Here is a 25176-nt window from a genome sequence, read left to right on the forward strand (position 1 = left end):
AAGAAATCTACAGTCTGGTCATGCCAATACTGATAAGCTTCTCTAAAATTATTTTTTCCGGTAAGATCATAAATATTTTGTACATCATTGCAACTCCTGATGTGCCATGGCAAAAGTGAAAATCCTGTATGCCTGTTGTGTTAAAAGTTCTTCGCCGGGTCGTTTCTGAAGTTATTTTTTCTGCATCTATTTTTTCTAGATGAGACACAGTACCGGATCTGTATAATGTATTTGCAACAGATAAGTCACTGTTGCACCATCCTAATCTGTTGTTTTTATGAATTACAATTTGATCGTTTTCTAAAAACTTATTGTATGGGAAATATAATTTTGAATGATCTATCATATATTCCTCACAATGGGCAGACAGGATTTCTATGCACTTGGCCCGTATCATCTGGGCCTGTTCATTTTCAGGATTTTTATTCAGATAAAGATCTATAATATGAAGAATGGCGGATATCCCGTGTGCCAGTCCAAAATTGAGTCCTTTATTGTATAAATCATCCGTATTATTATAAAAAGCAAGTTTTTGGGTATTGATATTATTGTAAATTTCATGGATGATAATATCAGCTTTTTTCAAATCTTTGATCAGAATGAAATAGTAAAGAATCCCCATACTTCCGCCTAAATAATCGAAAACATTGTTTTGAACATGAATAATAGCTTTATCTAAAAGGTAGTCATTGATATCGCTTATTTCATTGTCCAGTTCATCTCCCAATAGTTGATGCTTTTTTAATTCATGAGCCATTACCCCAAAACCAGACAACCCGCTGAGAATACAAGGTGACACTGAAATAAATTTTTTCTGACTTGAAATATTCTCTAAAACTAAATTAAGGATTTCGTATAATGTTGACGTATTTTTTTCATCTTCGTATATTTTATTGATATAGGTGAGATAATAAACAATCCCTAATTTGCCTTCAAAAAGGCCGTCATCCTCCAATTCATTAAAATCATAATGATATAAATAATCATTAAATTTTTTGGTTGTATTTTCAATGCTATTATTCTTCATATCTATGTAAAAAGTATTTTAAAAAGAAGAGATATTCATTTTCCATTTTTAAATCAGCTGTCATTAAACTAATGCCTATTCCAATAATTCCCTGTGAAAAAGAAAGATGAAGTTCTTCGAGGTCACTGTTAAAATGAGTAGAATACCCTGCCCAAGGAGTTTCATTTTGATTTGAATCTAGGATCTTTTTATGCCAGAAATCAGCATTTTCCAAATATTCTGTTTCCTTTGTATATTGGTAGAACGTTCTCATTAATGAATACAATCCTGAATATCCGTATAATAGACTTGCATCTGTCAATTCATTTTTAATGATTTCCTGCTTTGTAATAAAATGTTTTATGACTTCATGGGATAGATCAAGGTAGTCATCATTGTCTAATATTTGAGAAGCGTGGAATAACATGAATGCAATTCCCAGATCACCATAGCAGACATTTGAATAATTGATATAATTCTGCTTGATTGAATCAAATGGAAACATATTGGTGTTTGCCGTATTTTCTGTTTTATTACTACTAAGGTAATTAAGGGCTCCTGTTAAAAGTTCAAGACACTTTTCTTTTTCAACATTCATTTTATAACAATACAGTAAAAACTGGCAGGTGCCTGTTATTCCATGCATTATACCAAGTTCATTGGATGGCCGCCCCCATAAAAAATTATAATTCCATCTGGTGAATAGACCTTCTTTTATTGCCAGGGTGTCAATAGTATGAATAATAGTTTTGATTTCGTTTTCAAAGTTTTTATCTTCCATTCTTTGAAAAAGATAATAGCCTATTCTGACACAGCCATTTACGCTGTCTATATTTTTTTCTTCAATTTTAGTATGTAAGAACTTAAGAGCCCAATGATCATAACTTTCTAAATAGTCATTAATATTTTCATCAATTACTGCCTTTTTTTTATAATAATACAAGACATGTACAATTTCACACATATCCAAGATCAAAGAATCTCCATCATAAGTCTCATCTATTCTGGATAAGCTAAGATTAAGATACTCTGCGGACATTTCAAGATACTCTTCCTTTTCAGTGTATAAATGATAATAATAGTAAAAAAGTGAAGCCCCTAAAATTCCTTTGTTTAATCCAACGTCCTTTAATATGGAAAAGTTTTTTTCTAATGCCCCGACTATTTTTGAGATCTCATGTTCATTAACTTTCATGGTTCAGGTAGATGTAAAATTAATTGTAGTTAAAAAGCGAGGCAAATTAAATTATTTAATTACCTCGCTCAGGATACTTTTTAAAACTATATTTTTATATAGCTTTATTTATAGTAGTTGTCGTTTTAGGGTTGCATGAATCATGACAGCAAGAGCAGTTGTCTCCTCTTGAGCTGGCCCCTAATATCCCTCCTTTCAGCTGGCTGATCTGGTCATCATTTAACTTTGTTACAGCTTCTTTATTAAACTGTAATCCTTTCATTTGAATTTTAGATTTCATAATAATTGGGTTAATGATTAGTATCGCATTTTACTGCTCAATGGTTTTACTATTGCAAGAACCATGGCAGCAAGAGCAGTTGTCTCCTCTTGAGCTAGCTCCTAATATCCCTCCTTTCAGTTGGCTGATCTGGTCATCATTTAACTTTGTTACAGCTTCTTTATTAAACTGTAATCCTTTCATTTGAATTTTAGATTTCATAGTAATTTTATTTATGAGATTAGTATGAGTATCATATTTTTAAGAGATTAATACTTTTTTCTTTTTCGCTCTGGGCTTGCAAGCTTTATTTTTTACTGAACACGTTCCTTTTGTTCACTGTTATTAGAATTGATTTGCTGTGTGCTAAGTTTATTGTTGCCAAACTTGTAGATTAAAGAAATTCTGAATCTTTGGTTGTCAAAATACATTTTGTTTTTAAGTTCAATATTATTAGTGTATCCCGTATAAGTGGGCCTGTTGCTTCCAAAAATATCTTCCCCTGTTAAAGACAGCTGAAGTGATTTTTTCATAAAAAACATTTTAAAAGCCAGATCTAATCCATTGATGCCTGAAACTTTAAATAGTCCCTCTACAGTAGGAAAAGAGTAAAAATAAGTGGCTTCAAAAAAATGCTTGAAGAAATCTTAAAGGTATTTGTACTATAAAGCTGAAGATAATTACCATTTAAGCTGGAGTTCGTTTCAGGTATTGATGACGTGGAATGAGAGTAATTATAATCCAAAGAATTGACAGATTCCCACCATTTAAATTTATCAAATGTGTAGGAAATATTTACTCCATATTTATCCGAGGTAACATAATTGAATGGTTTTTCAAATCGGGAAGTGATATCTCCTGGCTGAACGATGGTAACAAAATCAAATCCGTTTTTCAAATGAGAGTAATAAAGCTGAGCAGTTACCTTGTTCTTGAAATTATAATTTAACTCAATATTATCAGAGAAAGAAGGCTGTAAAAAGGATTTCCTTCAGAATAAAAATATTGATTATTAAAGCTTCTGAACGGGTTAAACCAAAAATAACGAGGCCTTGTTACTCTTTTTCCGTAATTGATATTGAATGAATGGTTATCATTAGGAGTGTAAGAAAGATAAGCGGTAGGGTATAATCTTAAATAATTGTTAGTTTGAATTTGATCCAATGTCAGAGAATGCCCGCTTGTACTTACATTTTCTAACCTAAGCCCCAGTTTTCCTTCAAGTTTTGAGGTTATTTTATGAGTTACACTTGCGTAAACACTGCTGATATCTTCTTTATAAATAAATGAATTGGTATTGTTAGGATCTAAAATAGGCGTCTCGCTCCGTAGATTATAAAAAGAATTGTCACTGTTTGATTTTGATATCGAGAGCTTACCACCATAGTTTAATGTTAATGATTTAATAGGATGTTCCATATCAACAGTGAAATTATAATTATCAACATTGATTCCGCCTACAGTATTGAAAATAAATCCGGAATTTGGAATAGGTGATGAGTTCGAGTAAAAGTTCTGCCCCTGAATTAATTGATCGGATTTATTGTTATATGAAAAATAATCAAAATCAAAAGTAAGCTGTTTCCCTAAGGAATCTATTTTATAGTTTAAATGATAATTCAATGAAAGGAATTTATATTTGTTCTTTAGATCCTTGTTGGAGTTTGCTAAAGAATCAATCTTATTGGCAGCCTTATCAGAGATGATCACTCTGTCTTTTTCAGTCGGGTTTGTGTCTGAATAACTGTAGTATAAACTTACTCCAGTCATTATTTTAGGAGTAATTTTGTAGTCAAAACCCAGTTTAGTAGTAAGAGGATAGAACAGGCTTTTTTTTATCTTTTCTTCTTTCCACAATGTTGAAGGATAGCTGTTGACAAAACTTTCATCTATTTTCTTTTTATTTCTGTCATAATTAATCGAGAAATTAAAATAGCTTTTATTCTTTTGGTAATCAAAATTTGCACCTATTCCTGCAGACGCATAATTTCCCTGGGTGTACCGTGTGCTTACTAATGATTTCCAACTATTGGGGGCGATTTTTTTTCTTTTGATATTGATGATACCACTGTTTCCTTCTGCGTCATATTTGGCCGGAGGGTTTGTAATGACCTCAATGCTTTTGATCTCATCAGACCTTATTGTTTTTAGAAAATTAATAATATCATCCCCGGAAAGTTGTATAAGCCGATCATCAATCATTACGGACATCCCATTCTTTCCCACCATAGAGATTTTTTCATTTTGCACCTTTATTCCTGGGGTTACTTTCAGGGCATCCAGTGCATCTCCACCTGTTGCAGATATTGAGTTCTCTACATTAAAGATAAGACGGTCTATTTTTCTTTCTATTAATTTCTTTCGTCCTTCTAAGACAATTTCTTTGATGTTTTTGGTTCTTTCGATCTTTATTTTTCCAAGATCGAGGTTATTGTGTAAACTGAATGCTTTAGAATATCCAGTATCATTAAAATGTTTTATTTTGAGAATATATTCATCGGATTCTAGCTGAATTGAAAATAAACCCATTTCATCGGTCAATTCACTTTTAATAGGAATAGAATCTTTTTTAAAATTAAAACTTCACTAAATTCCATTGGGGCATCCTTTTCATCCACAATTTTTCCCTTTAGTTGGAATTGTTGTGAGAATAGGGTGCAAAAAAAAAAATAGAAATTGAAAAATATAGATTCTTCTTTTCATCTGGAAATTAGTTTTTTAGGATATCTTCCAAACATACAAAAAAGAAAAATGAAAATATTTATGCTGTAATTATTTCCCTTAGTTTAGAATAATTATAAATTGAGTATTATTATTTTTGTTATATTTTATTGATAATCAATTATTTTGTGATTTCTATAATTTTTCACCGTTAGATGAATATATTTTTTTGTATTCTTTAATGTGTTTTTATTACAGAATGACGGACTTTTTTATTATTTGAGAAATATGATGCTTTTTAAATTAAATTTAATGCCTATACATGCTCTTGTTTAATATAAAATTTAAATATTTCAAAAAAGTGTAATGTAAATAAGAGAATTTTGAGTGTGTTTATGAAAAGTTTTTGCGCTTTTATAATTTCAAAAACATATAAAAAATTAACAAGTAGGTCTTTTAATTGAAAATATCTGTAAAATGAAGTAAGCTTGATTTTCTAAGCTATTATGCCTGGAATATCACAATTAAAAAAGTTAAAAAACATACTGAAAAATGGACAGAAACAGATTGAAAGAATCGAAGGCACTGACAAATTAATATAAAATGAGATAGGGGATGATAATTGGTTTTTTGACGTATAATGAGAAGCATAAGATGAATGATGGTTTTTTTTAGAAAAAAACTTTACCTTTGTAGCAATGAATCTTTTAAGATGGATACTCGCAATTTATTTCATGGCATTAGCATTAATGCCATGTGAAGATGTATCTCATCCTTTAGATTCTGGAAATAAGAAAATATCTTTAACTGTTCATGGTGTTCATTCAACAGAAAAAGGAGATATCTGTTCGCCACTTTGTGCATGCAGCTGCTGCCAGATTGCAGTTTCTGTATTTAAAATGGATCCTCTGTTAGAAATTCCGGAACCGATTCAAGCTTATTTCTCCAAGAAAATCCTATTTCGTAAAAACGATTTCGCCTACCAGGTATACGATCCTATCTGGCAACCTCCCAAAATTTAATTTTTATTGACCTTTAGAAAGTTAGCTTTCTGAACAGTATGAAACTTTGCAATATCATTGCAGAGCTTTTCAGGATATTTTTGCTGCAGTATTTTCTACTGTATGCATTTATTTTCAATAAAAATTAAATATAGATCGTGTTAGATAAAATAATAAAATTTAGTATTAAAAATAAGGTGATCATAGGTCTCATGACCTTAATCTGGATCATCTGGGGAGTCTGGAGCGCTACCAAACTTCCTATAGATGCTGTACCGGATATCACCAATAATCAGGTTCAGATCATTACCGTATGCCCTACATTGGCAGGACAGGAAGTAGAGCAGTTGGTAACTTTTCCGATAGAGCAAAGTATCGCCAATGTTCCCGGCATTCAGGAAACAAGAAGTATCTCCAGGTTTGGACTTTCCGTAATTACCGTAGTATTCAAAGAAGAGGTTGATGTTTACTTTGCAAGACAGCTGATCAGCGAACAATTAAAAAATGCAGTGGAAGAAATTCCCAAAGGCGTTGGAACTCCTGAACTTGCTCCTGTAAGTACAGGTTTGGGCGAAGTATACCAGTACATCCTTCACCCTAAAAAAGGAAGTGAGAAAAAATACAATGCCAAAGAACTCCGTACCATGCAGGACTGGATTGTCAGAAGACAGCTCAACGGAACACCGGGCGTAGCTGAGATCAACAGTTTCGGAGGCGAGTTAAAACAATATGAAGTAGCTATTGATCCCAACCGATTGAAAGCGATGGGAATCAGTATTAGCGACTTGTTTACAGCACTTGAAAAAAATAATCAGAATACCGGAGGGGCCTATATTGATAAAAAGCCCAATGCTTACTTTATCCGTGGTATCGGACTGGTATCCTCTCTGGAAGATATAAAAAATATAGCCGTAAAAAACGAAACAGGGAGTGTTCCTATTTTTGTAAAAGATGTTGCAGATGTGCGTCTTGGAAGCGCTGTTCGTTATGGAGCATTAACATATAACGGAAAGGTAGATGCGGTAGGAGGAGTCGTGATGATGCTGAAAGGAGCCAACAGTAATGAGGTCGTAGAAAATGTAAAAGCTAAGATCCCTACCATTCAGAAATCTCTTCCGGATGACGTGGTGATAGAGCCATTCCTGGACAGAACAGATTTGGTAAGCAGAGCCATCAGTACTGTTGAAAAAAACCTGATGGAAGGAGCTTTGATCGTGATTTTCGTTCTTGTGGTCTTTCTTGGGAATCTGAGAGCAGGACTTATCGTAGCCTCCGCCATTCCGCTTTCGCTCTTATTTGCGTTGGGAATGATGAATGTTTTTGGGGTAAGTGCCAACCTGATGAGCTTAGGAGCCATAGACTTTGGCCTTATTGTAGATGGAGCCGTTATTATTGTTGAGGCCACTCTGCATTTGTTACACAATAAAAATAAAGGAGTGCTGACCCAGGTTCAAATGGATCAGGAAGTAGGAACCGCAGCCTCAAAAATGATGAATAGTGCTATATTCGGCCAGATTATCATTCTTATTGTGTATGTTCCGATCCTTACTTTAGCGGGTGTAGAGGGAAAAATGTTCACGCCGATGGCTAAGACGGTAGGTTTTGCCATCATTGGAGCAACTATTTTGTCAATCACCTACATTCCGATGATGAGCGCCCTGTTTTTATCTAAAAAGATTTCGCACAAGGAGACTCTTTCCGATAAAATGATGAACGCAATTCAGAAAGTATACCAGCCATTATTACAAAAAGCGATCAGAATAAAATATATTATTGTTTCCGCAACCGTTGCGATTTTTATTGTAGCTGCTTTCATCTTTAAAGGGATGGGGGGAGAATTTATTCCGCAGCTGCAGGAAGGTGATTTTGCATTTCACTGTATTTTGCCGCAGGGTAGCTCACTGAGTCAGAGTATAGAAACCTCGATGCAGGCTTCAAGGATCATCAAGCAGTTTGATGAGGTGAAAATGGTGGTAGGTAAAACAGGTTCAGCTGAAGTGCCTACCGACCCGATGCCACCAGAGGCTACTGATATGATTGTGGTATTAAAACCGCAAAGTGAATGGAAAAGCAAAAAATCATACAACGAACTCGCCGATGAGATCAGCGAAAAGTTAGAAACAATTCCGGGAGTATTTTTTGAAAAAAACCAGCCGATCCAGATGCGATTCAATGAATTGATGACAGGGATCAGACAGGATGTAGCCGTGAAGATTTTTGGTGAAAACCTGGATTCACTGGCAGTATATGCTGATAAAGTAGGAAAAGTGATTCAGTCGGTAGATGGTGCCACTGCGCCTCAGATTGAAAGGGTGAGTGGGTTACCTCAAATCAACGTACAATACGACAGAACAAGAATTGCCAATTACGGATTAAATATCGAAGATGTTAACAATGCCGTAAGTACAGCATTCGCCGGAAAAGCGGCCGGACAGGTTTTTGAAAATGAAAGACGTTTTGATTTAGTGGTTCGTCTGGACAGCCTTCACAGGTCAGATATTTCCGATGTTAATAATTTAATGATTACCACTGCTACAGGAGCCCAGATCCCATTATCACAGGTAGCCAATGTCAGCTATAAACTGGGCCCTGCACAGATCAGCCGTGAATTGGGGAAACGTAGAATTGTAATCGGGTTTAACGTAAAAGGACGTGACGTGGAAAGCGTGGTAAAAGATATTCAGGCAAAACTGGACAAAGAGGTCAAATTACCTTCAGGGTATTATTTTACCTATGGCGGACAGTTTGAAAACTTACAGGAAGCAAGCAAGCGTTTGATGATTGCCGTTCCCGTATCATTGCTTCTGATTTTTATGTTGCTGTATTTTACATTCCGCTCATTTAAGCAGGCCGGTTTGATCTTTACAGCGATTCCGATGAGTGCTATCGGAGGAGTGTTTGCTCTTCTGCTGAGAGATATGCCATTCAGTATCAGTGCCGGAATCGGATTTATTGCCCTCTTTGGAGTTGCCGTACTGAACGGGATTGTATTGATAGGAACATTTAACCAGCTTGAAAAAGAAGGCGAAAAAGACCTTCTGAAAAGGGTATATGAAGGAACAAAAAGCAGGTTAAGACCGGTTTTGATGACCGCTACAGTAGCTTCATTAGGATTTTTGCCAATGGCTATCTCCACCGGAGCAGGGGCCGAGGTTCAAAAACCTTTGGCAACAGTGGTAATCGGTGGTCTGGTATCCGCAACATTCCTTACACTATTTGTTTTACCGATGCTGTATATTATTTTTAACACAAAGATTTTGAAAAGAAAAAGCAATAACACAGGAACTTTTACCATTGTTCTTGTTTTAGGACTGATGATGCTGGGGCAGACTTTTAAAGCTCAGTCTAAGCCAATGTCCGTAGAGCAGGCTGTACAGATGGCAGTAGATAATAACTTAACTTTAAAATCAAAAGATCTAAGTATAAAATCAGCTGAAGCATTACGGCCTACTGCCAAAGAACTTCCCAAATTAAGTTTTGAAACGCAGTTGGGACAATACAACAGTCGTAATTTCGATCAGTCTTTTGCGATCTCTCAAAGCATTCCTTTTCCGACATTATTTAAAGCAAAAAAGGAACTGATCAATGAGAATATTAAAAGCAGACAGATTGATAAGGAAATAACAGCCAATGAATTGATCAGACAGGTCAGGACTTACTATTATCAAATTGAATATCTTCAGTATAATAAAGCGCAGCTGTCAAGTCTGGACAAAGTGTATGAAGACTTTATCAGAATTGCAACGGTGAGATTTAAAGCAGGTGATATTAAAAAAATTGAGATAAACACGGCAGAAACACAAAAAGGAGAGATTGATCTGTTATTAAGACAGAATGAAGTGTATTTAAATAATGCCTATAAAAATTTAAAAACAGTTTTAAATACTTCAGAAGATTTTGAAGTTCCTTTTAATCAGAATTATGAGCCTCTGAAAGCAGAAAATGTCCTTGATAGTGCCGTTGTTGCTAACAACCCGTTAGTAAAGGCTTTTTACCAGGATATGGAAATTGCCGAGAAGAATAAAAAGGTGGAGAAATCTATGGGATTACCTGATTTCAGTTTGGGATATACAAACCAGTCATTGATCGGTTTTCAGACTGTCAACGGGCAGGAAAGATATTATGGATCCGGAAATCGGTTCAGTGCTGCTACAGTGGGAGTTTCTATTCCGTTGACGTTCGGAGCGACCAAGGCGAGAATCCAATCGCTGGAATACGAAAAACAGGTAGCTGAAACAAATGCAGCCATGCAGAAGAAGCAGCTTACCACTCAGTTGGAAAATGCATTCAGCCAGTATCAGCAGGACATCCAGCAGTATGATTATTATACCAATCAGGCTATCCCTAATGCTGATAAAATTGTGAAAGCAGCTCAGCTGGGATATAAAACGGGAGAAATATCGTACGTAGAATATCTTTTTGCTTTGCAGACGGCAACCAATATTCAGTTAAAATACCTGGAATCGATCCAGCAAGTCAATCTGGCTGTAGTAACTATTAATTCAATCATTAATAAATAATTATGAAAACGCTGCTCAAAACATCTTCGTATCACCCGATGAAAGCAGCGGCATCATACGACCTTATAAAAATAAATATTTGCATATGAAACTCAAATATAATATCATATCCCTTGCTCTTGTTTCGCTCTTTATTGTAAGCTGTGGAAAAAAGGAGGCCTCAACAGAAAAGGCCGCTGAAAAAACTCCGGAAAAGACCGAACAGAAGCAAGCTGCAAAAGAAGAAGCTCCGGCAACCATCGCTGCGTTAACAGAAGAACAAATGAAATCAGTAGGAGTAGCTTTGGGACCTGTGGAAATGAAAGAACTGACATCCACCATCAAAGCAAACGGTTTATTAAGTGTTCCTAACAATAATAAAGCAACCATTACTTCTCTGTACGGAGGAATTATAAAAACCCTAAATATACAGGTAGGAAGTATTGTAAAAAAAGGACAGGTAATCGCCACCATTGCCAATCCTGAATACATTCAGCTTCAGGAAGATTATCTGACTACCAACAGCAGAATAACCTATGCAGAGCAGGAGTTCAGAAGACAAAGAGAACTTTTTGACAATGATGCGGGTGCGAAGAAAAATCTACAAAGCGCCGACGCCGAATTGCGAACTCTGAGAACCAAAAGAGCTTCCCTTTTAAAACAACTTCAGATGATGGGGATAAGCCCGGGTAGTGTGAATAACGGAAATATGAGGTCCGGACTGGTGATTACTTCTCCAATCAGCGGAACCGTGAGCGGAATCACGGCACAGATCGGAAGTTATGTGGATATCTCGTCCCCTGTAGCTACAGTGATTGACAATGGTTCCATTCACCTGGATCTTCAGGTTTTTGAAAAAGACCTTCCAAAGATGAGAGTGGGGCAAATTGTTCATTTTAATCTGACAAATAATCCAGAAACGGAATATGATGCAAGGATTTACAGTATAGGATCCTCATTTGAAAATGAAAGCAAAACCATTTCGATGCACTGTGAAGTGATCGGCAATAAAGCAGGATTGATAGACGGAATGAATATCACAGGTATCGTAAGCCTCGATAAAACAACAACGCCGGCCGTTCCTACTTCTGCCATTGTAGAAGCAGACAGCAAATATTATGTTTTTGTTCAAACCGATAAAAAACCGGAAGAAGAACATGAGGAAAAAGGAAAACCTCATCCTAAAACGACCAATTTTGAAAAAATAGAAGTGGTGAAAGGAACTTCAGATATGGGATATACAGCTATTACACCTATCGGTGAGATTCCTGCTGATGCAAAAATTGTGGTGAAAGGTGCCTTTTTTGTCAATGCCAAACTTGTCAATTCAGGTGAACATGAATAAGTCGTAATGAATGTGATCTGAATCAGCTCAATATCAGATTTTATCCTTAAATTAGAACTGTTTACCAAATAGTTGATTGAAGTATAAAACGGGCTGGTAGGAAGTAAAGATTATCTTACAGTATTTAATAAACGATTCTACTATGCTATTAAACAAAAGAATATCAATCGGGTATTTCCTTCGCGGAATACAATCTCAGATTTTGTTCATCGGGATATTTGCAGTAGCCATAGGGCTTTTAGATATGCTTCCATGGTTCAGGAAAATTTCTCTTCCATTAAATATTCCGGCACTGCTGGGAACGGCCGTGTCACTTCTTCTCGCGTTCAGGACTTCGCAGTCATATGAGAGATGGTGGGAAGCCAGAACAGTCTGGGGAGCAATTGTCAATGATTCCCGCTCTTTGGTAAGATTGGTCATACAGTTTATGCCGGCAGGAGAAGATAAAACTATTAAAGACTTTGCGGAAAGACAGATTATCTGGACTTATGCTCTGGGAGAATCCTTAAGAAAACAGCCTTTTTCAGAAAAGGTACAGGAATATCTTAAAAAGAATACTATCAGTGCTCTCAATATTCCTAACGCTCTGTTGGATGCGCATTCCAAACAATTGAAAGAGGTTGCGGTATCAAAGGGCTTAACAGATTTTCAACAAATGCAGCTGAACGATATGATCACCAGGCTCTGCGACAGTATGGGAAAATGTGAGAGACTGAAAAATACTGTTTTCCCAAGATCTTACAGTGTCTTAGTTCATATTTTGATCTATGTTTTTGCCGCAATCCTTCCTTTCGGACTGGATGATTCACAGCTCGCAATAGAAATAGGAATTACTTTCCTGATTCCGATTGTATTCATTGCTATTGAAAAAACATCGATCATAATGCAGGATCCATTTGAAAATACCCCCGTGGATACCCCGATGACTTCTTTGGCGCAAACCATTGAAATCAATATCAGACAAATGACAGGTGAGCAAAATGTTCCTCTAAAAAAAGAAAATACATTGTATTATGAAATGTAATTAAAAACCATACTCATATTATGGAAAAAGTAAAAACACAAATACAGACAGTCTCTGCAGCCAGCAAACACAAAAAAAACCTGCTGATTGTACTTGCCTTAAGCGGTACTTACCTCATTGCTGAGGTAATCGGAGGAATTGTTACCAATAGTCTTGCTTTATTAGCAGATGCCGCGCACATGTTGACGGATGTGGTAGGACTGCTTTTAGCATTTATTGCTATAAAAATCGGGGAAAGAAAAGCAGATCCCTCAAAGACATACGGATATTACCGGACTGAAATATTGGCAGCAGTGATCAATGCCGTTGTCTTGTTGGGAATCTCAGTATATGTTTTAGTGGAAGCCTACAAACGTTTTCAGGATCCGCCGGAAGTACAAAGTACATCGATGCTGATTGTGGCAGGAATCGGATTAATAGTCAATATTGTTGGTTTAATGATTCTGAGAAAAGATTCCGAAGCCAGCCTGAATATGAAAGGGGCTTATTTCGAAGTTCTTTCTGATATGCTGACTTCTGTTGGAGTAATGATCGCAGGAGTCATTATGCTGACTACAGGTTGGTATTATGCCGATCCTTTGATTTCAGCAGCGATCGGATTATTGATTTTCCCCAGAACATGGAAATTGCTGATGGAAGCCGTGCATGTTTTACTCGAAGGAACACCGAAAGATGTCAATATTCAGGAACTTCACAATTCCCTGGAGAAAACTCCCGGGGTAAAAGATGTTCACGATCTGCATGTATGGTCTCTTACTTCAAGCGTGAATGCTATGAGTGCTCACATTGTAAAGGATGAAGCTTATGCCCAGAATCAATTATTAAAAACATTAACAGATCAGACGACTAAAAATTTCAAGATCAGCCATACCACTTTTCAGATTGAAGAGGAAGGATATCAAGAAAATGAAGTTCATCTGTAAAAATTAAATGGTTACAATGAAAAAAGATATCGAAAGCAAACTCATTGATAAAAACACCAAACCTACAAGTATGAGGATTCTGGTGTATGATTTTCTAAGCTCTCAGGATGCAGCCATGTCTCTTTCTGAAATAGAAAATCACTTTGATAATGCGGACAGAATTACGATTTACAGGACCTTAAAAACATTCGAAGAAAAAGGTATTGTTCACAGTATCCAGGAAAATACCACCACAAAATACAAATTGTGTGAAGATGATTGTGATGAAAACACACACAAAGACTGGCATCTGCATTTCTATTGTAAAATATGTAAGCAAACCACTTGTAAAGAAGATATTTCTTTTCCCGAAAACATACAGACCAACTTCAGAATCGACGAAGTAAGGCTCTTTGCCAAAGGAATCTGTGAAAATTGTCTTGAAAGTTTGCAATAGCATTGCATCAGTCTCACCTTTAAATTTGTATAAAAATATCACTTATGGAAAAATGCTGTAGTACAACCCCGGAAAAACCAGATACAAAAGGACACCAACATAATCATTCAGAAGGAGACGGACACGACCATGACGGTCATGATCACTCTCATGATTCAGGAGATCAGACTGTTTTTCAGATGTTTCTCCCGGCGATTATATCCTTTGCGCTTCTGTTGATAGGAATTGCTTTTGATAATTATATAAAACCTTCATGGTTTGCAGGTTGGGTACGTTTAGTATGGTATTTGGCGGCTTACATTCCTGTAGGTCTTCCCGTATTGAAAGATGCTTATAAAAGTATTATCAAAGGAGATGTCTTTTCAGAATTCTTTTTGATGAGTATTGCTACCATTGGCGCTTTTATTATCGGAGAATATCCTGAAGGAGTAGCGGTAATGCTTTTCTATGCCGTAGGAGAAGTCTTCCAGACTATGGCAGTTTCCAGAGCAAAAGGAAATATAAAAGCATTGCTTGATCAGCGTCCCGATGAGGTAACAATTATCGAAAACAACCAGCCTAAAACGATTAAAGCAAAAGAAGCCGGAATAGGAGATACCATCCAGCTGAAACCAGGTGAAAAACTTGCGCTGGACGGAGAACTGCTTTCAGATTCAGCCTCATTTAACACGGCTGCATTGACCGGTGAAAGTAAGCCTGACACCAAAAATAAAGGCGAAGCAGTACTCGCAGGGATGATCAATATGAACAGTATTGCCCTTGTGAAGATTACCACAGCCTATGAAGACAGTAAATTAAGTAAAATATTAGAACTGGTTCAGAACGCAACAGCCCAAAAAGCTCCTACAGAATTATTTATCAGAAAATTTGCAAAGGTATATACACCCATTGTTGTGATGCTTGCTATCGGAATCTGTTTATTACCGTATTTCTTTGTCAGTGATTATCAATTCAGAGATTGGTTATACAGAGCATTGATCTTCCTGGTAATTTCTTGCCCTTGTGCATTGGTAATTTCCATCCCGTTAGGATATTTTGGAGGAATCGGAGCTGCCAGCCGAAATGGTATTCTGTTTAAAGGAAGTAATTTCCTGGACGCCATTGCAGAAATTCAGAATGTCGTGATGGACAAGACCGGAACCATGACAGAAGGGGTCTTCAAAGTTCAGGAAGTAACCATTGCTCCTGAATTTAATAAAGATGAAATCCTTCAGCTGGTGAATGTTCTTGAAAGCAAAAGTACCCACCCTGTGGCAACAGCCATACATAATTATGTAGGAGATATCAACTATTCCATCCCATTGGAAAATGTGGAAGAAATAGCTGGCCATGGACTGAAAGCTACCGTTAACGGGAAAGAACTTTTAGTCGGGAACTTTAAATTAATGGACAAATTCAATATCAGCTATGATATTAATCATGCCAATATTGTATATACTGTCATTGCTGTGGCCTACGATAAAAAATTCGCAGGATACATTACCATTGCAGACAGTATCAAAGAAGATGCAAAAATAACGGTGGATAATCTGCATAAGATGAATGTAAAGGCTACCATGCTGAGTGGTGACAAGAGCACTGTAGTAAAATATGTGGCAGACCAGCTGGGTATTGATAATGCGTTCGGAGATCTTTTACCGGAAGATAAAGTGAATAAAGTAAAAGAAATCAAAACCAAAAACCAGACCGTAGCTTTCGTTGGAGATGGTGTGAATGATGCGCCGGTAGTCGCTTTAAGTGATGTAGGAATTGCCATGGGCGGTTTAGGAAGTGATGCTACCATTGAAACTGCCGACGTAGTGATTCAGGATGATAAACCAAGTAAAATCCCAATGGCCATCAATATCGGTAAACAGACTAAAAAAATCGTTTGGCAGAATATTATTTTAGCTTTTGCCGTAAAAGCAGTAGTGTTGGTTCTGGGAGCCGGAGGTCTTGCCACCATGTGGGAGGCAGTGTTTGCGGATGTTGGTGTGGCGCTTTTAGCGATTTTAAATGCAGTAAGAATTCAGAGAATGAAGTTCTAAGTAGCCAAAAAGGCAGAAAATAAAGATGGCAGATTAATTGCAGGAAATAATAAACATACGACTAAATTATATTGAAAAAGCTCTGCTGAATACTGTTCAGTGGAGCTTTTTTATGCCACGAATTCACGAATAGCATCTATGTGCCTATGTGATACCATCAATTTTTACCACATAGGCTTTTAATTTTCTCAATATTGTTTTGACTTGTCTTTGTGCGTCCCCAAAAACATAAGTGATAAAGAAAAAGCTCTGCTGATGCTGTTCAACAGAGCTTTTATTAACAAGATTAAATTGTATAAAAGAAACTAATTTTTTTGATAGAGAAACCAAACACCTTCTATCTGAGGATTGGGACATATTTCTGTAAAACTTACGCTTTCCAACAATGCAATTTGCTGTGTATCTTCAGCAGTCGCCGTTCTTATTTGATCACGGTAAGGTCTTGTATTCAAAGGTCGCAATAATATCAATTTGGTGACAGATACAGTTTTGTTATTTTTATAGGTAACAGTTTAATTACAGCTTTATCAAAAGAGGACATTAAAAAACATCAATGACATTCATCATGAATGAAGCGGAAAACAATTTTGAAGTAGTATATTTGTAACACAGAATCTATCGTTGAGGTTATTAATTTCCATATTTATTATTTTCACTGTTGCAGTACGCCCCGTGTTGCCACTGGTAAATTATGCCGTCAACTATGACTATATTGTAAAGAATCTTTGTGAGAACAGGAATATTCCGCAGTCTACCTGTAAAGGGAAATGCTATGTGGAAAAAGAACTGGCAAAGACAGAAAAACAATCCACCGGCTCTCAAAATATCAAGATTGCAGGATTAGATGTGTTTCTTTCTCACGACATATTTTCCTTTACAGATAAAGACGAAATGGGGTCCCGGATAAAAATAACAGACTCCAATTATTCTGACTCTCATACTACAGAATACTTTTCCCGCGTATTCCATCCTCCGTTAGTTTAAAACATGTAATTAAAACTAAGTTTTTAGTTCTTTTGGATCGGTCCGGATATGCCTACAGGTAACATTCTGATCTTACTCAATAGCCAACTTGGTTTAAGCGCGATGTATATTTTATCTAACAGTATCATTAATTTCAATTGTAATATCAAAATGAAATCACCTATTATTTTGGCAGTTGTACTGTCAATATCCCTGTTTTCCTGCGCGAAAGAAACACCGCAGGTAAAGCATAAATCCCATATGGCTTCTTCAAAGGAAAATATGAAGAATGTACAGGTGGTGAATGAAGAAGATCCGATCTGTCATATGAAAACGGCAAACTTCCTTAAAGATACAGCAGTCTATAAAAATAAAACTTACGGCTTCTGTAGTTCTTACTGTAAAGACGAATTCAAAAAAAATCCTGAGAGCTATGCCCAAAAGTAAGCCAAATAATAATAAAACTAAAATCATAATTCCTATTGCGGTTATTGCCTTACTTTTCCTGGGGATTGGAGTAGGAATGAGCTATTTTGAGAAAAACCTCTATACGGTAATGAAAGTCCCCGATTTTGAACTTACAGATCAGAATAATAAAAAAATAACCAATAGGGATATGCTGGGGAAAGTATATCTGGTAGAGTTTTTCTTTAGCAAATGCCCTACGATATGCCCCGTTATGAATACCAATATGAAGGCCGTTCAGAATCAGATTAACAATCCGGATTTTGGTATTATCTCTATCAGTATTGATCCTGAAAATGATACTCCTGCAGCTTTACAAGAACATGCCAAAAGAATTGGAGCCACATCTCCCAACTGGCACTTTCTGACAGGAGACAGAACGTATATCGGAAATCTTGCCGATAAATTTAATATCTACGTCGGAGATCAGGAAGATGAAGGGGAAAGCCTTAATCATAGTGGCATGATTGCTCTGGTAGATCAGGAAGGGAATATCCGATGCAGATACAATAAAGATAATATGCCTATATTGTACTACTCTGGACTGAATTATGATGATCCGGAAGGAAAAACTCCCAAACTGAATGGGAAGTATCATCCTGATCGCGAAATTCTGATTGAGGATATTAAAAAATTATTGAAGTAAGAGTAGGAACAAAGGAAGAGGGAAGACGGAGGTATTGATCGTTCATCAAAGGAATTATAGTGACTTGGTTTCATTTAACGAGATAAAAAAGATGTACATGTGTTCCGTCTTCGAGCTTCATGCCTCACCCGCAGAATAATATTGTTTAACCATACAACAAAACGTTATGAAGATTTTAAAAATAGCTGCTCTAGGTGCAGTTTTAGCGGCTCAGTTTACCTTTGCCCAATTTAAGCAAACCCCTTTGCCATACGCTTATAATGCGTTGGAAGGTTCTATCGATGCACAAACGATGGAGATTCACTATTCAAAACACGGAGCTGCTTATGCTGCCAATTTGAATAAGGCGATCGCAGGAACTCCCCAGGAGAAACAAACTTTGCTTCAGATTCTTTCTGAAACGTCAAAGCTGAGTCCTGCGGTTAGAAATAATGCCGGCGGACACTACAATCATGAGCTTTTCTGGACGATCTTAACTCCTGAAAAAAATACCCAGCCTTCTGCAAAATTAGCTAAGGCTATTAATGAAACTTTTGGTAGTCTTGATGCTTTTAAAGAAAAAAATGAGCAAGGCAGGCGCAGACCGTTTCGGTTCAGGATGGGCATGGCTTTCTGTGGATAAAAACGGAAAACTATTCGTTTCATCAACTCCTAACCAGGATAACCCGTTGATGGATATCGTGGAAGAGAAAGGAACTCCTATTTTAGGAATTGATGTCTGGGAGCATGCCTATTATCTTAAATACCAGAATAAAAGAGCGGATTATCTTTCGGCGATCTGGAATGTGCTGAACTGGAAAGAAGTAAGCAAAAGATATGACGATGCCTTAAGCAAGAAATAAACCTTATGAAATTATTTTACAGCATACTCTTTACCTGTTATATGGTGTTCAGACCTCTGATACCACTGGCTGAGTATGCTGTAAATTATGATTATATTGTCAATAGTCTCTGTGTCAATAAGAGCAAACCGGAGCTGCATTGTAACGGGAAATGTTACCTTGGCAAAGAGTTGGCAAAAGCAAACAGCGATCCAGAATCTACACCATTTAACAAAATAAAAAATTCAGGACAGAAAATTCTCGATATCTATATTCTTCCTGATATTACAAAGGTGGCCATTACTGAAAAAATTCTATTTTTCAAAGGTACCTTCATTTACAAAACAGACTATTCTTTTCTGTTTCTGAAACACATTTTCAAACCACCGGTTTTTTAAATTTCAACAATTCACTTATAGAAATTGAACTGCAAAAGTTTCAAAAGTTTACTTAGAATTTGTAAGTAAGTAAAATGTCGTGGGTAGAATGTTCACAAATTTTGAAAATATCTGATTTTTCAAAATTCACACGTGTGCATCTCAACCGTTTACTGACAGGCTTTATAGTAACTTACCTGTTATACAGCTTTTGTGCCTTTTGTGGTGAAAAAATCAAATCCATTTAATTTAAAAATCAACAATGAAAATGTATCAATTTTTCATAATGGGTCTACTGTTGACGGTCGTTTCCTGTACTCTCGACAAAACAAATTATGAAGATGAAATCAACACAGCTGTTCCTGAACATTATGAATTTAAGGAAGCCGCTGCCATTACCAAAGAAGATTATACGATAAGCATTGAAGCATTGAACGGAACATTCTATCAGGGGTATAATGAAATCCGTGTGAAGATTCGCAATGCCCAGACCAAGGAGAATGCCAGTGTATCAGACATCACATTTTTACCTGTGATGACTAATGGCAACGGAAACAAGACCTCATGTCCTCATCGGTCTTCTCTGAACAGCCAGGCCGGTGGTCAATATTTTACCGGATACTCTGTGTTTACCAGTACAAGCAATGCAGGAAGAACCTGGAAGTTATATATGAGTTTTACCGTGAATCAAAAGACTTATACGATAGATAAAGAAGTGACCGTGCAGGAGCAACCTAATAAAAACCTCAATATGACTTCATTTACAGGGAATGACGGAGAACAATATTTTATTGCGCTTGTATCCCCTCAAAAACCACAGGTCGCAGAAAACAAACTGGTTGTCGGAATTTATAAATACAATCAACCTACCGCTTCAGAAGGAAGTTTTCCGGATCCGGCGCAATTTTCATACAGCGAGGTAAGTGGCTACACATTGCTGCTAGATCCAAGAATGCCGGAGCCTTCAATGGGAAATCACTCATCACCGAATAATAAAGATTTGATCCAGGGAAATGACGGTTTGTATCATGGAGTGGTCAATTATACGATGACCGGAAACTGGACATTAAACTTCATTATGCTGAACCAGAACGGGAAAATCATTAAAGGAACTAAGGTTTCTACCGATTTTACGCCCGGTGTTGAAGGGGCGAAAAGTGAACTTTTTATCGATACTTTATTCTAATTTCATGAAACAATCAGGACTTATTTTTGTCTTTTTGGGTATGTTGCTCAATGCACAGCACAGACCGGTAAGCAAAGACAGTATTGCCCTTTTGGATGAAATAAAAGTAAAAGGGGATCAAAAGAAAATTGAAACAAAAATGAAAATGGCTGTTTCAGTGGATGAATTTCTGGCATCTTCCGATAAGATAAGTTTTATCAAACGGGGAGCCTATGCCTGGGAACCCTTACTGAATAATATGAGTACGGAACGTTCTACAGTGACGATTGACGGGATGCATATTTTCGGGGCATGTACAGATAAAATGGATCCGGTTACCTCTTATCTGGAGAGCAACAATCTTTCTTCTATTGATATAAAATCAGGACAGCAAGGAAGCATGCATGGAGCAACTATTGCCGGAAGTATTGACCTGAAAAGGAAAAGCACTCCTTTCGGTCTTGAAAAAAAATGGGGTGGTGCCTACCAGACAGGTTTTGAGTTTAACAATAAACAGGCTTTTAATCTGGGATCTGTATCCTATTCAGGGAATAGATTTGTGATTGATGGAAGCATTTCTTACCGGAAAGCAGGGAATTATGATAATGGAAATGGTGATGAAGTAAAACATTCTCAATTTACCAAATTCAATACCGGATTAGGAGTTGCCTATAAAACAGGTCCTTTATCTTACCTACGCGTTGATGCTATTTTTGATATGGCAAAAAATGTAGGATTTCCTGCATTGCCCATGGATTTATGGCTTTCCCGTGCTATGATTACCTCAGCTTCTTATAAACAATTGTATAAAGAAAGCCTGATCAAATCGTGGGATACTAAAATCTATTTCAATACCATAGAACATTATATGGACGATAGCAACCGACCGGAAAATCTTGTTCATATGGATATGCCAGGCTGGAGCACGACGTACGGGCTCGTTTCTACGGTGAATGTAAAGAAGGAAAGATATGCCTCCGAACTTCAGCTTAATGCGTATCATAATGTTTCGATTGCCGAAATGAGGATGTATCCGCAGGACCGGAGCAGGAGAACAATGTTTGCTTACTCCTGGCCCTGGGTGACGACACGGTTTATAGGGCTTTCCATGAATAATGTATGGGATATTTCTGAGAATAGCCGACTCAATTTTGGCGGATCGCTGGGCCTGAATTATAATCAATCGAAGTATGCGGAATTCAACTGGATTTTTCATCCGGGAGCACCACAGCAGAAAACGAGGATTCTGCCTGCTTTACATGCTGGATATCAGCTCAATGTAGATCAGTTTAATTTCTCTGTAGGAACGGGATATGGTCATAGAGCTCCTTCAGTTTCGGAGGGATATGGATATTATATCTACAACAGTTTTGACCGTTATGATTATATCGGAAATCCTGACTTAAAAAATGAAGTTTCCTATGAAAGCAATGCCAGTGCAGGTTTTAAAACTGATAAACTGAGTATTGAAGCGAAGGTGAACTATTTTTATATTCAGAATTACATCATCGGAAGGATTTTAAGTTTGGGAAGTCCGATGAACTATCAGTCGGTGGGCGTGAAAGCCTACACTTCTCTGGATCATGCGACCCTCGTTAATTTGTCCCTGAATACTGCATATACTATTACCCCTGATTTACATTGGAAAGGAACATTAACGTATGCAAGAGGTAAGGATGATAAAGGGAAAAACCTGCCATTCATCCGCCCGCTGAGCTATCTGACCTCTCTCCATTTTATGCACCGTAATTTGGGATTTCAGACGTCTGTAAACGGAGATTTTCTCCAGATGAATTACAGCCCGGAATATGGAGAAGATGAGACCCCGGCGTTTACCGTATGGAATGTTTCGGTGGACTATACTTTCAGAATCAAACAATTTAAAACCGTTCTCCAGGTGGGAGCCGAAAATCTTTTAAACAAATATTACAGTACCTACGCAGATTGGGGAAATATTCCAAGGATGGGACGTAATGTTTTCACGGCTTTAAAATTCAGCTTTTAAGCAAAAACAAGGATTTGGTCCTATTACTATAAAATAACAACATTAAAATTTACAACAATGCAACATTTAAAAAAATACCTTTTATTATCAGCTTTTACCTTAGGATTAACTTCTTGTCAGAACAGCGATGATAATCCTGTCGCCAATAATGTCACCCTGGAATTCAATAATACATTCAAGAGCCAGACGATTGTGCTGGGAGATGCCACCTCAGGTAAAGCTACCGTAAACATTTCTGCGGAAGGACAGGTGCATCAGTTCTCGGAATTGAAATATGTCATCAGTAATATCCGACTTATCAAAGCCAATGGTGATGAAATTCCCTATCACATTAATGATCTTGACCAGGGAGCTACCGTAGTAGATCAGTCTAAACCCGAAACACTTCGTTACCTGCTGAGTAACATTCCTGCGGGAGAATATAAAAAGATTAAGCTCGGTCTTGGGGTTAAAAAAGAAATAAATGTGCTGGACCAGGTGAAATTTCCCAAGTTCTATGCGATGGCCGGTTCCAATGATACTCAAATGATGTGGGAATGGGGAGCAGGATATCGTTTTACAAAAATTGAAGGATTTTACGGGACAGATCATAAACAATTGTCTATTCACACAGGAAGTACAATCAAAGGAACCCAAGGAAACTATACACAGGGAGTAGATGCCTACAGAGAAGTTATTCTGGATCTTCCCAAAGTAGCAGTTGTAGATGCTAAAGCTCCAAAAATCACTATTAAAGCAGATTTTGATAAATTATTAACCGGAAAAACCAACACCATTCTCTTAACCACTGGTACCGGAATGGACGGTAATGCGACTCCAAATATCCACACTGCCAATCAAATGGTGAAATTTGTTGATAATTTAGGAGGAAACGGTTCAAGTGACATTTCGGGAATGTTTTCCGTAACTACTGTCGAAAACTAGATTTTTCCTTTTTAACCTATGACAACAATGAAAAACGGACTTGGTTTTTTAGCGATACTTTTACTTGTAATATCATGTCATACTGATTACTATGAACCTGTTTCTTACAATAATCCTGAAGTATCACTTAAGATTCCTTTTGGTTTTCCTGAATTAAACAGTTCAGTGAATGCTAATAAGCCTACCATGTACGGAGTGGAACTGGGAGAAAAACTATTTCATGACAAAAGGCTGAGTGCAGACAATACCATTTCCTGTTCCAGTTGCCACATGCAGGCCAATGCCTTTGCAGATCACAATGCACAGGCCGTCGGTATTCAGAACAGACTAGGGCTCAGAAATGCTCCTGCAGTTCAGAATATGATGTTTATGAAGTTTTATAATTGGGACGGTAATATACTGCAATTGGAGAAACAACCTCTGATTCCGATCATCACCCATGAAGAAATGGGTTCTTCTATTCTGGAAGTCATAGGGAAAATAAAAGAGGATCTGATGTACAAAGATTTATTTACAAAGACATTCGGGGATGGCGATATAACGCCTGAAAGAATTTATAAAAGTATTGCCCAATATGAGTACACCTTGATTTCTGCCAACAGTAAATACGATAAGGTTAAAAGGAATGAAGGTGAAAAATTTACAGCAGAAGAAGCACAGGGCTACCAGACGTTTCAACAAAAATGTGCAAGCTGTCACAGTACAGAATTATTTACTGATCAGAGTTTCAGAAACATCGGTTTTCCTGTGAATCCTGATACCAATGAAGCAGGCAGGGCAAGAGTTACAGGTATTGCAGCGGATTATATGAGTTTCAGAGTACCTTCTTTACGGAATATAGAATATACGGCTCCGTATGGAAGCTTTGGACAGTTTCCCACATTAATGGCCGTTCTCGATTATTTTGATAAAGGGGTTTTAAATACAGAAAATCTTGATCCTGTTTTTAAACAAAATGGAAATAGAATTCCATTAACTGAACAGGAGAAGAACAATCTTATTTTGTTTATGAAAACATTGAGCGACCGGGAATTTATACAGAAATAACAGCGCCTGGCCCATCATTGACAGATTCCGGAAAACGATACAACCAGATCAAAAATTAATGTACAGACCATTCAGAAATCCCGCTACAATGTAGTGGGATTTTCTTTTGTTTATACATTGATAATCATTTTGTTCTGTATAACATTGTATCTGGTTAATAATTTTCTATCTTTGCCGGAATTTGGTGAGCCTTAATAAGCTCTTAAAAGGGAATCCGGTGAAAATCCGGAACAGACCCGCTGCTGTAAGCTCCGCATCAAAGTTTTTGAAGAATATATCCACTGTTTTTTAATGGGAAGGATTTCAAAAATGGAGTAAGTCAGAAGACCTGCCAGAATAATAAACGTTTGACGCTTTCGTGGAATAAAGCCTAGGACAACAATGATA

21 protein-coding genes, 2 pseudogenes and 1 riboswitch are annotated in these 25176 nt (G+C 36.9%); of the genes and pseudogenes, 16 read left to right on the forward strand and 7 right to left on the reverse strand.

Annotated elements, in window-relative coordinates; all coding sequences use genetic code 11:
• Positions 1 to 7: 7 nt before the first annotated feature.
• The 7 genes and pseudogenes from H3Z85_09370 to H3Z85_09400 form a co-directional block, all read right to left on the reverse strand.
• Positions 8 to 1027 carry a hypothetical protein gene (locus H3Z85_09370; GenBank protein QPQ53509.1) on the reverse strand — a complete coding sequence of 340 codons (1020 nt, stop codon included), beginning with the start codon at positions 1025 to 1027 and terminating at the stop codon, positions 8 to 10.
• Entirely contained in the window at positions 1017 to 2201 is a 1185-nt protein-coding gene (locus H3Z85_09375; GenBank protein QPQ53510.1) for a hypothetical protein, read from the reverse strand. Before H3Z85_09375 ends, H3Z85_09370 begins: the two co-directional genes overlap by 11 nt.
• Positions 2202 to 2295: 94 nt before the next feature.
• The gene (locus H3Z85_09380; protein QPQ53511.1) at positions 2296 to 2481 is read right to left on the reverse strand and encodes a class I lanthipeptide; all 186 of its coding nucleotides are present in this window, start codon (positions 2479 to 2481) and stop codon (positions 2296 to 2298) included.
• Positions 2482 to 2511: 30 nt separating this feature from the next.
• Positions 2512 to 2664: a class I lanthipeptide gene (locus H3Z85_09385; protein ID QPQ53512.1), complete on the reverse strand. Its 153-nt coding sequence runs from the start codon at positions 2662 to 2664 to the stop codon at positions 2512 to 2514.
• 110 nt (positions 2665 to 2774) lie between these two features.
• A pseudogene (locus H3Z85_09390) lies at positions 2775 to 3089 on the reverse strand (outer membrane beta-barrel protein).
• Positions 3053 to 3415: an outer membrane beta-barrel protein gene (locus H3Z85_09395; protein ID QPQ53869.1), complete on the reverse strand. Its 363-nt coding sequence runs from the start codon at positions 3413 to 3415 to the stop codon at positions 3053 to 3055. The pseudogene H3Z85_09390 and the gene H3Z85_09395 overlap by 37 nt, the downstream one beginning before the upstream one ends.
• Positions 3406 to 4989 carry a TonB-dependent receptor gene (locus tag H3Z85_09400; protein QPQ53513.1) on the reverse strand — a complete coding sequence of 528 codons (1584 nt, stop codon included), beginning with the start codon at positions 4987 to 4989 and terminating at the stop codon, positions 3406 to 3408. The genes H3Z85_09395 and H3Z85_09400 overlap by 10 nt, the downstream gene beginning before the upstream one ends.
• 830 nt (positions 4990 to 5819) lie before the next feature.
• On the opposite strand from H3Z85_09400, the gene H3Z85_09405 reads away from it, so the two are divergent.
• The 16 genes and pseudogenes from H3Z85_09405 to H3Z85_09480 all read left to right on the forward strand — a co-directional run bounded on the left by H3Z85_09405 (position 5820) and on the right by H3Z85_09480 (position 24789).
• Positions 5820 to 6143 (forward strand): hypothetical protein, encoded by a 324-nt coding sequence (locus tag H3Z85_09405; GenBank protein QPQ53514.1) that lies wholly within the window; start codon positions 5820 to 5822, stop codon positions 6141 to 6143.
• Between the two features lie 137 nt (positions 6144 to 6280).
• Positions 6281 to 10642: a CusA/CzcA family heavy metal efflux RND transporter gene (locus tag H3Z85_09410; GenBank protein QPQ53515.1), complete on the forward strand. Its 4362-nt coding sequence runs from the start codon at positions 6281 to 6283 to the stop codon at positions 10640 to 10642.
• Positions 10643 to 10727: 85 nt separating this feature from the next.
• Positions 10728 to 11966, forward strand: coding sequence for an efflux RND transporter periplasmic adaptor subunit (locus H3Z85_09415; protein ID QPQ53516.1), 1239 nt, complete (start codon positions 10728 to 10730; stop codon positions 11964 to 11966).
• A gap of 142 nt (positions 11967 to 12108) precedes the next feature.
• Positions 12109 to 12990, forward strand: a complete 882-nt coding sequence (locus H3Z85_09420) for a hypothetical protein (GenBank protein QPQ53517.1) — start codon at positions 12109 to 12111, stop codon at positions 12988 to 12990.
• A gap of 20 nt (positions 12991 to 13010) precedes the next feature.
• On the forward strand, positions 13011 to 13913 hold the full coding sequence (locus tag H3Z85_09425) for a cation transporter (protein QPQ53518.1): 903 nt from the start codon (positions 13011 to 13013) through the stop codon (positions 13911 to 13913).
• A 16-nt stretch (positions 13914 to 13929) separates the two neighbouring features.
• Positions 13930 to 14349 (forward strand): transcriptional repressor, encoded by a 420-nt coding sequence (locus H3Z85_09430; GenBank protein ID QPQ53519.1) that lies wholly within the window; start codon positions 13930 to 13932, stop codon positions 14347 to 14349.
• A 44-nt stretch (positions 14350 to 14393) separates the two neighbouring features.
• On the forward strand, positions 14394 to 16376 hold the full coding sequence (gene cadA, locus H3Z85_09435) for a cadmium-translocating P-type ATPase (GenBank protein ID QPQ53520.1): 1983 nt from the start codon (positions 14394 to 14396) through the stop codon (positions 16374 to 16376).
• Between the two features lie 621 nt (positions 16377 to 16997).
• Complete coding sequence (locus H3Z85_09440; GenBank protein ID QPQ53521.1) at positions 16998 to 17360, forward strand: hypothetical protein; 363 nt, start codon at positions 16998 to 17000, stop codon at positions 17358 to 17360.
• A 150-nt stretch (positions 17361 to 17510) separates the two neighbouring features.
• Positions 17511 to 17786, forward strand: a complete 276-nt coding sequence (locus tag H3Z85_09445; protein ID QPQ53522.1) for a YHS domain-containing protein — start codon at positions 17511 to 17513, stop codon at positions 17784 to 17786.
• A complete protein-coding gene (locus tag H3Z85_09450) occupies positions 17773 to 18450 on the forward strand; it encodes an SCO family protein (protein QPQ53523.1) in 678 nt (225 codons plus the stop codon). Before H3Z85_09445 ends, H3Z85_09450 begins: the two co-directional genes overlap by 14 nt.
• A 166-nt stretch (positions 18451 to 18616) precedes the next feature.
• A pseudogene (locus H3Z85_09455) lies at positions 18617 to 19292 on the forward strand (superoxide dismutase).
• Between the two features lie 5 nt (positions 19293 to 19297).
• Positions 19298 to 19669, forward strand: coding sequence for a hypothetical protein (locus tag H3Z85_09460; GenBank protein QPQ53524.1), 372 nt, complete (start codon positions 19298 to 19300; stop codon positions 19667 to 19669).
• 241 nt (positions 19670 to 19910) lie between these two features.
• A complete protein-coding gene (locus H3Z85_09465; protein ID QPQ53525.1) occupies positions 19911 to 20834 on the forward strand; it encodes a hypothetical protein in 924 nt (307 codons plus the stop codon).
• A gap of 4 nt (positions 20835 to 20838) precedes the next feature.
• A complete protein-coding gene (locus tag H3Z85_09470) occupies positions 20839 to 22818 on the forward strand; it encodes a TonB-dependent receptor (protein ID QPQ53526.1) in 1980 nt (659 codons plus the stop codon).
• A gap of 57 nt (positions 22819 to 22875) precedes the next feature.
• Positions 22876 to 23742, forward strand: a complete 867-nt coding sequence (locus H3Z85_09475; protein QPQ53527.1) for a hypothetical protein — start codon at positions 22876 to 22878, stop codon at positions 23740 to 23742.
• A 27-nt stretch (positions 23743 to 23769) separates the two neighbouring features.
• Positions 23770 to 24789: a cytochrome-c peroxidase gene (locus H3Z85_09480; protein QPQ53528.1), complete on the forward strand. Its 1020-nt coding sequence runs from the start codon at positions 23770 to 23772 to the stop codon at positions 24787 to 24789.
• Between the two features lie 165 nt (positions 24790 to 24954).
• Positions 24955 to 25140, forward strand: a riboswitch (cobalamin riboswitch).
• The last annotated feature ends 36 nt before the right edge of the window (positions 25141 to 25176 follow it).

It is taken from the genome of Chryseobacterium indologenes, assembly GCA_016025055.1.
In the GTDB taxonomy this organism is placed as follows: Bacteria; Bacteroidota; Bacteroidia; order Flavobacteriales; family Weeksellaceae; genus Chryseobacterium; species Chryseobacterium indologenes.

What these genes read in the sequence shown, in the direction of transcription:
- H3Z85_09370 (QPQ53509.1), bottom strand. Translation starts at nt 1,027, where the DNA reads ATGAAGAATAATAGCATTGAAAATACAACCAAAAAATTTAATGATTAT.
- H3Z85_09375 (QPQ53510.1), bottom strand. Translation starts at nt 2,201, where the DNA reads ATGAAAGTTAATGAACATGAGATCTCAAAAATAGTCGGGGCATTAGAA.
- H3Z85_09380 (QPQ53511.1), bottom strand. Translation starts at nt 2,481, where the DNA reads ATGAAATCTAAAATTCAAATGAAAGGATTACAGTTTAATAAAGAAGCT.
- H3Z85_09385 (QPQ53512.1), bottom strand. Translation starts at nt 2,664, where the DNA reads ATGAAAGGATTACAGTTTAATAAAGAAGCTGTAACAAAGTTAAATGAT.
- H3Z85_09400 (QPQ53513.1), bottom strand. Translation starts at nt 4,989, where the DNA reads ATGGGTTTATTTTCAATTCAGCTAGAATCCGATGAATATATTCTCAAA.
- H3Z85_09405 (QPQ53514.1), top strand. Translation starts at nt 5,820, where the DNA reads ATGAATCTTTTAAGATGGATACTCGCAATTTATTTCATGGCATTAGCA.
- H3Z85_09415 (QPQ53516.1), top strand. Translation starts at nt 10,728, where the DNA reads ATGAAACTCAAATATAATATCATATCCCTTGCTCTTGTTTCGCTCTTT.
- H3Z85_09420 (QPQ53517.1), top strand. Translation starts at nt 12,109, where the DNA reads ATGCTATTAAACAAAAGAATATCAATCGGGTATTTCCTTCGCGGAATA.
- H3Z85_09425 (QPQ53518.1), top strand. Translation starts at nt 13,011, where the DNA reads ATGGAAAAAGTAAAAACACAAATACAGACAGTCTCTGCAGCCAGCAAA.
- H3Z85_09430 (QPQ53519.1), top strand. Translation starts at nt 13,930, where the DNA reads ATGAAAAAAGATATCGAAAGCAAACTCATTGATAAAAACACCAAACCT.
- cadA (QPQ53520.1), top strand. Translation starts at nt 14,394, where the DNA reads ATGGAAAAATGCTGTAGTACAACCCCGGAAAAACCAGATACAAAAGGA.
- H3Z85_09445 (QPQ53522.1), top strand. Translation starts at nt 17,511, where the DNA reads ATGAAATCACCTATTATTTTGGCAGTTGTACTGTCAATATCCCTGTTT.
- H3Z85_09450 (QPQ53523.1), top strand. Translation starts at nt 17,773, where the DNA reads ATGCCCAAAAGTAAGCCAAATAATAATAAAACTAAAATCATAATTCCT.
- H3Z85_09460 (QPQ53524.1), top strand. Translation starts at nt 19,298, where the DNA reads ATGAAATTATTTTACAGCATACTCTTTACCTGTTATATGGTGTTCAGA.
- H3Z85_09465 (QPQ53525.1), top strand. Translation starts at nt 19,911, where the DNA reads ATGAAAATGTATCAATTTTTCATAATGGGTCTACTGTTGACGGTCGTT.
- H3Z85_09470 (QPQ53526.1), top strand. Translation starts at nt 20,839, where the DNA reads ATGAAACAATCAGGACTTATTTTTGTCTTTTTGGGTATGTTGCTCAAT.
- H3Z85_09475 (QPQ53527.1), top strand. Translation starts at nt 22,876, where the DNA reads ATGCAACATTTAAAAAAATACCTTTTATTATCAGCTTTTACCTTAGGA.
- H3Z85_09480 (QPQ53528.1), top strand. Translation starts at nt 23,770, where the DNA reads ATGAAAAACGGACTTGGTTTTTTAGCGATACTTTTACTTGTAATATCA.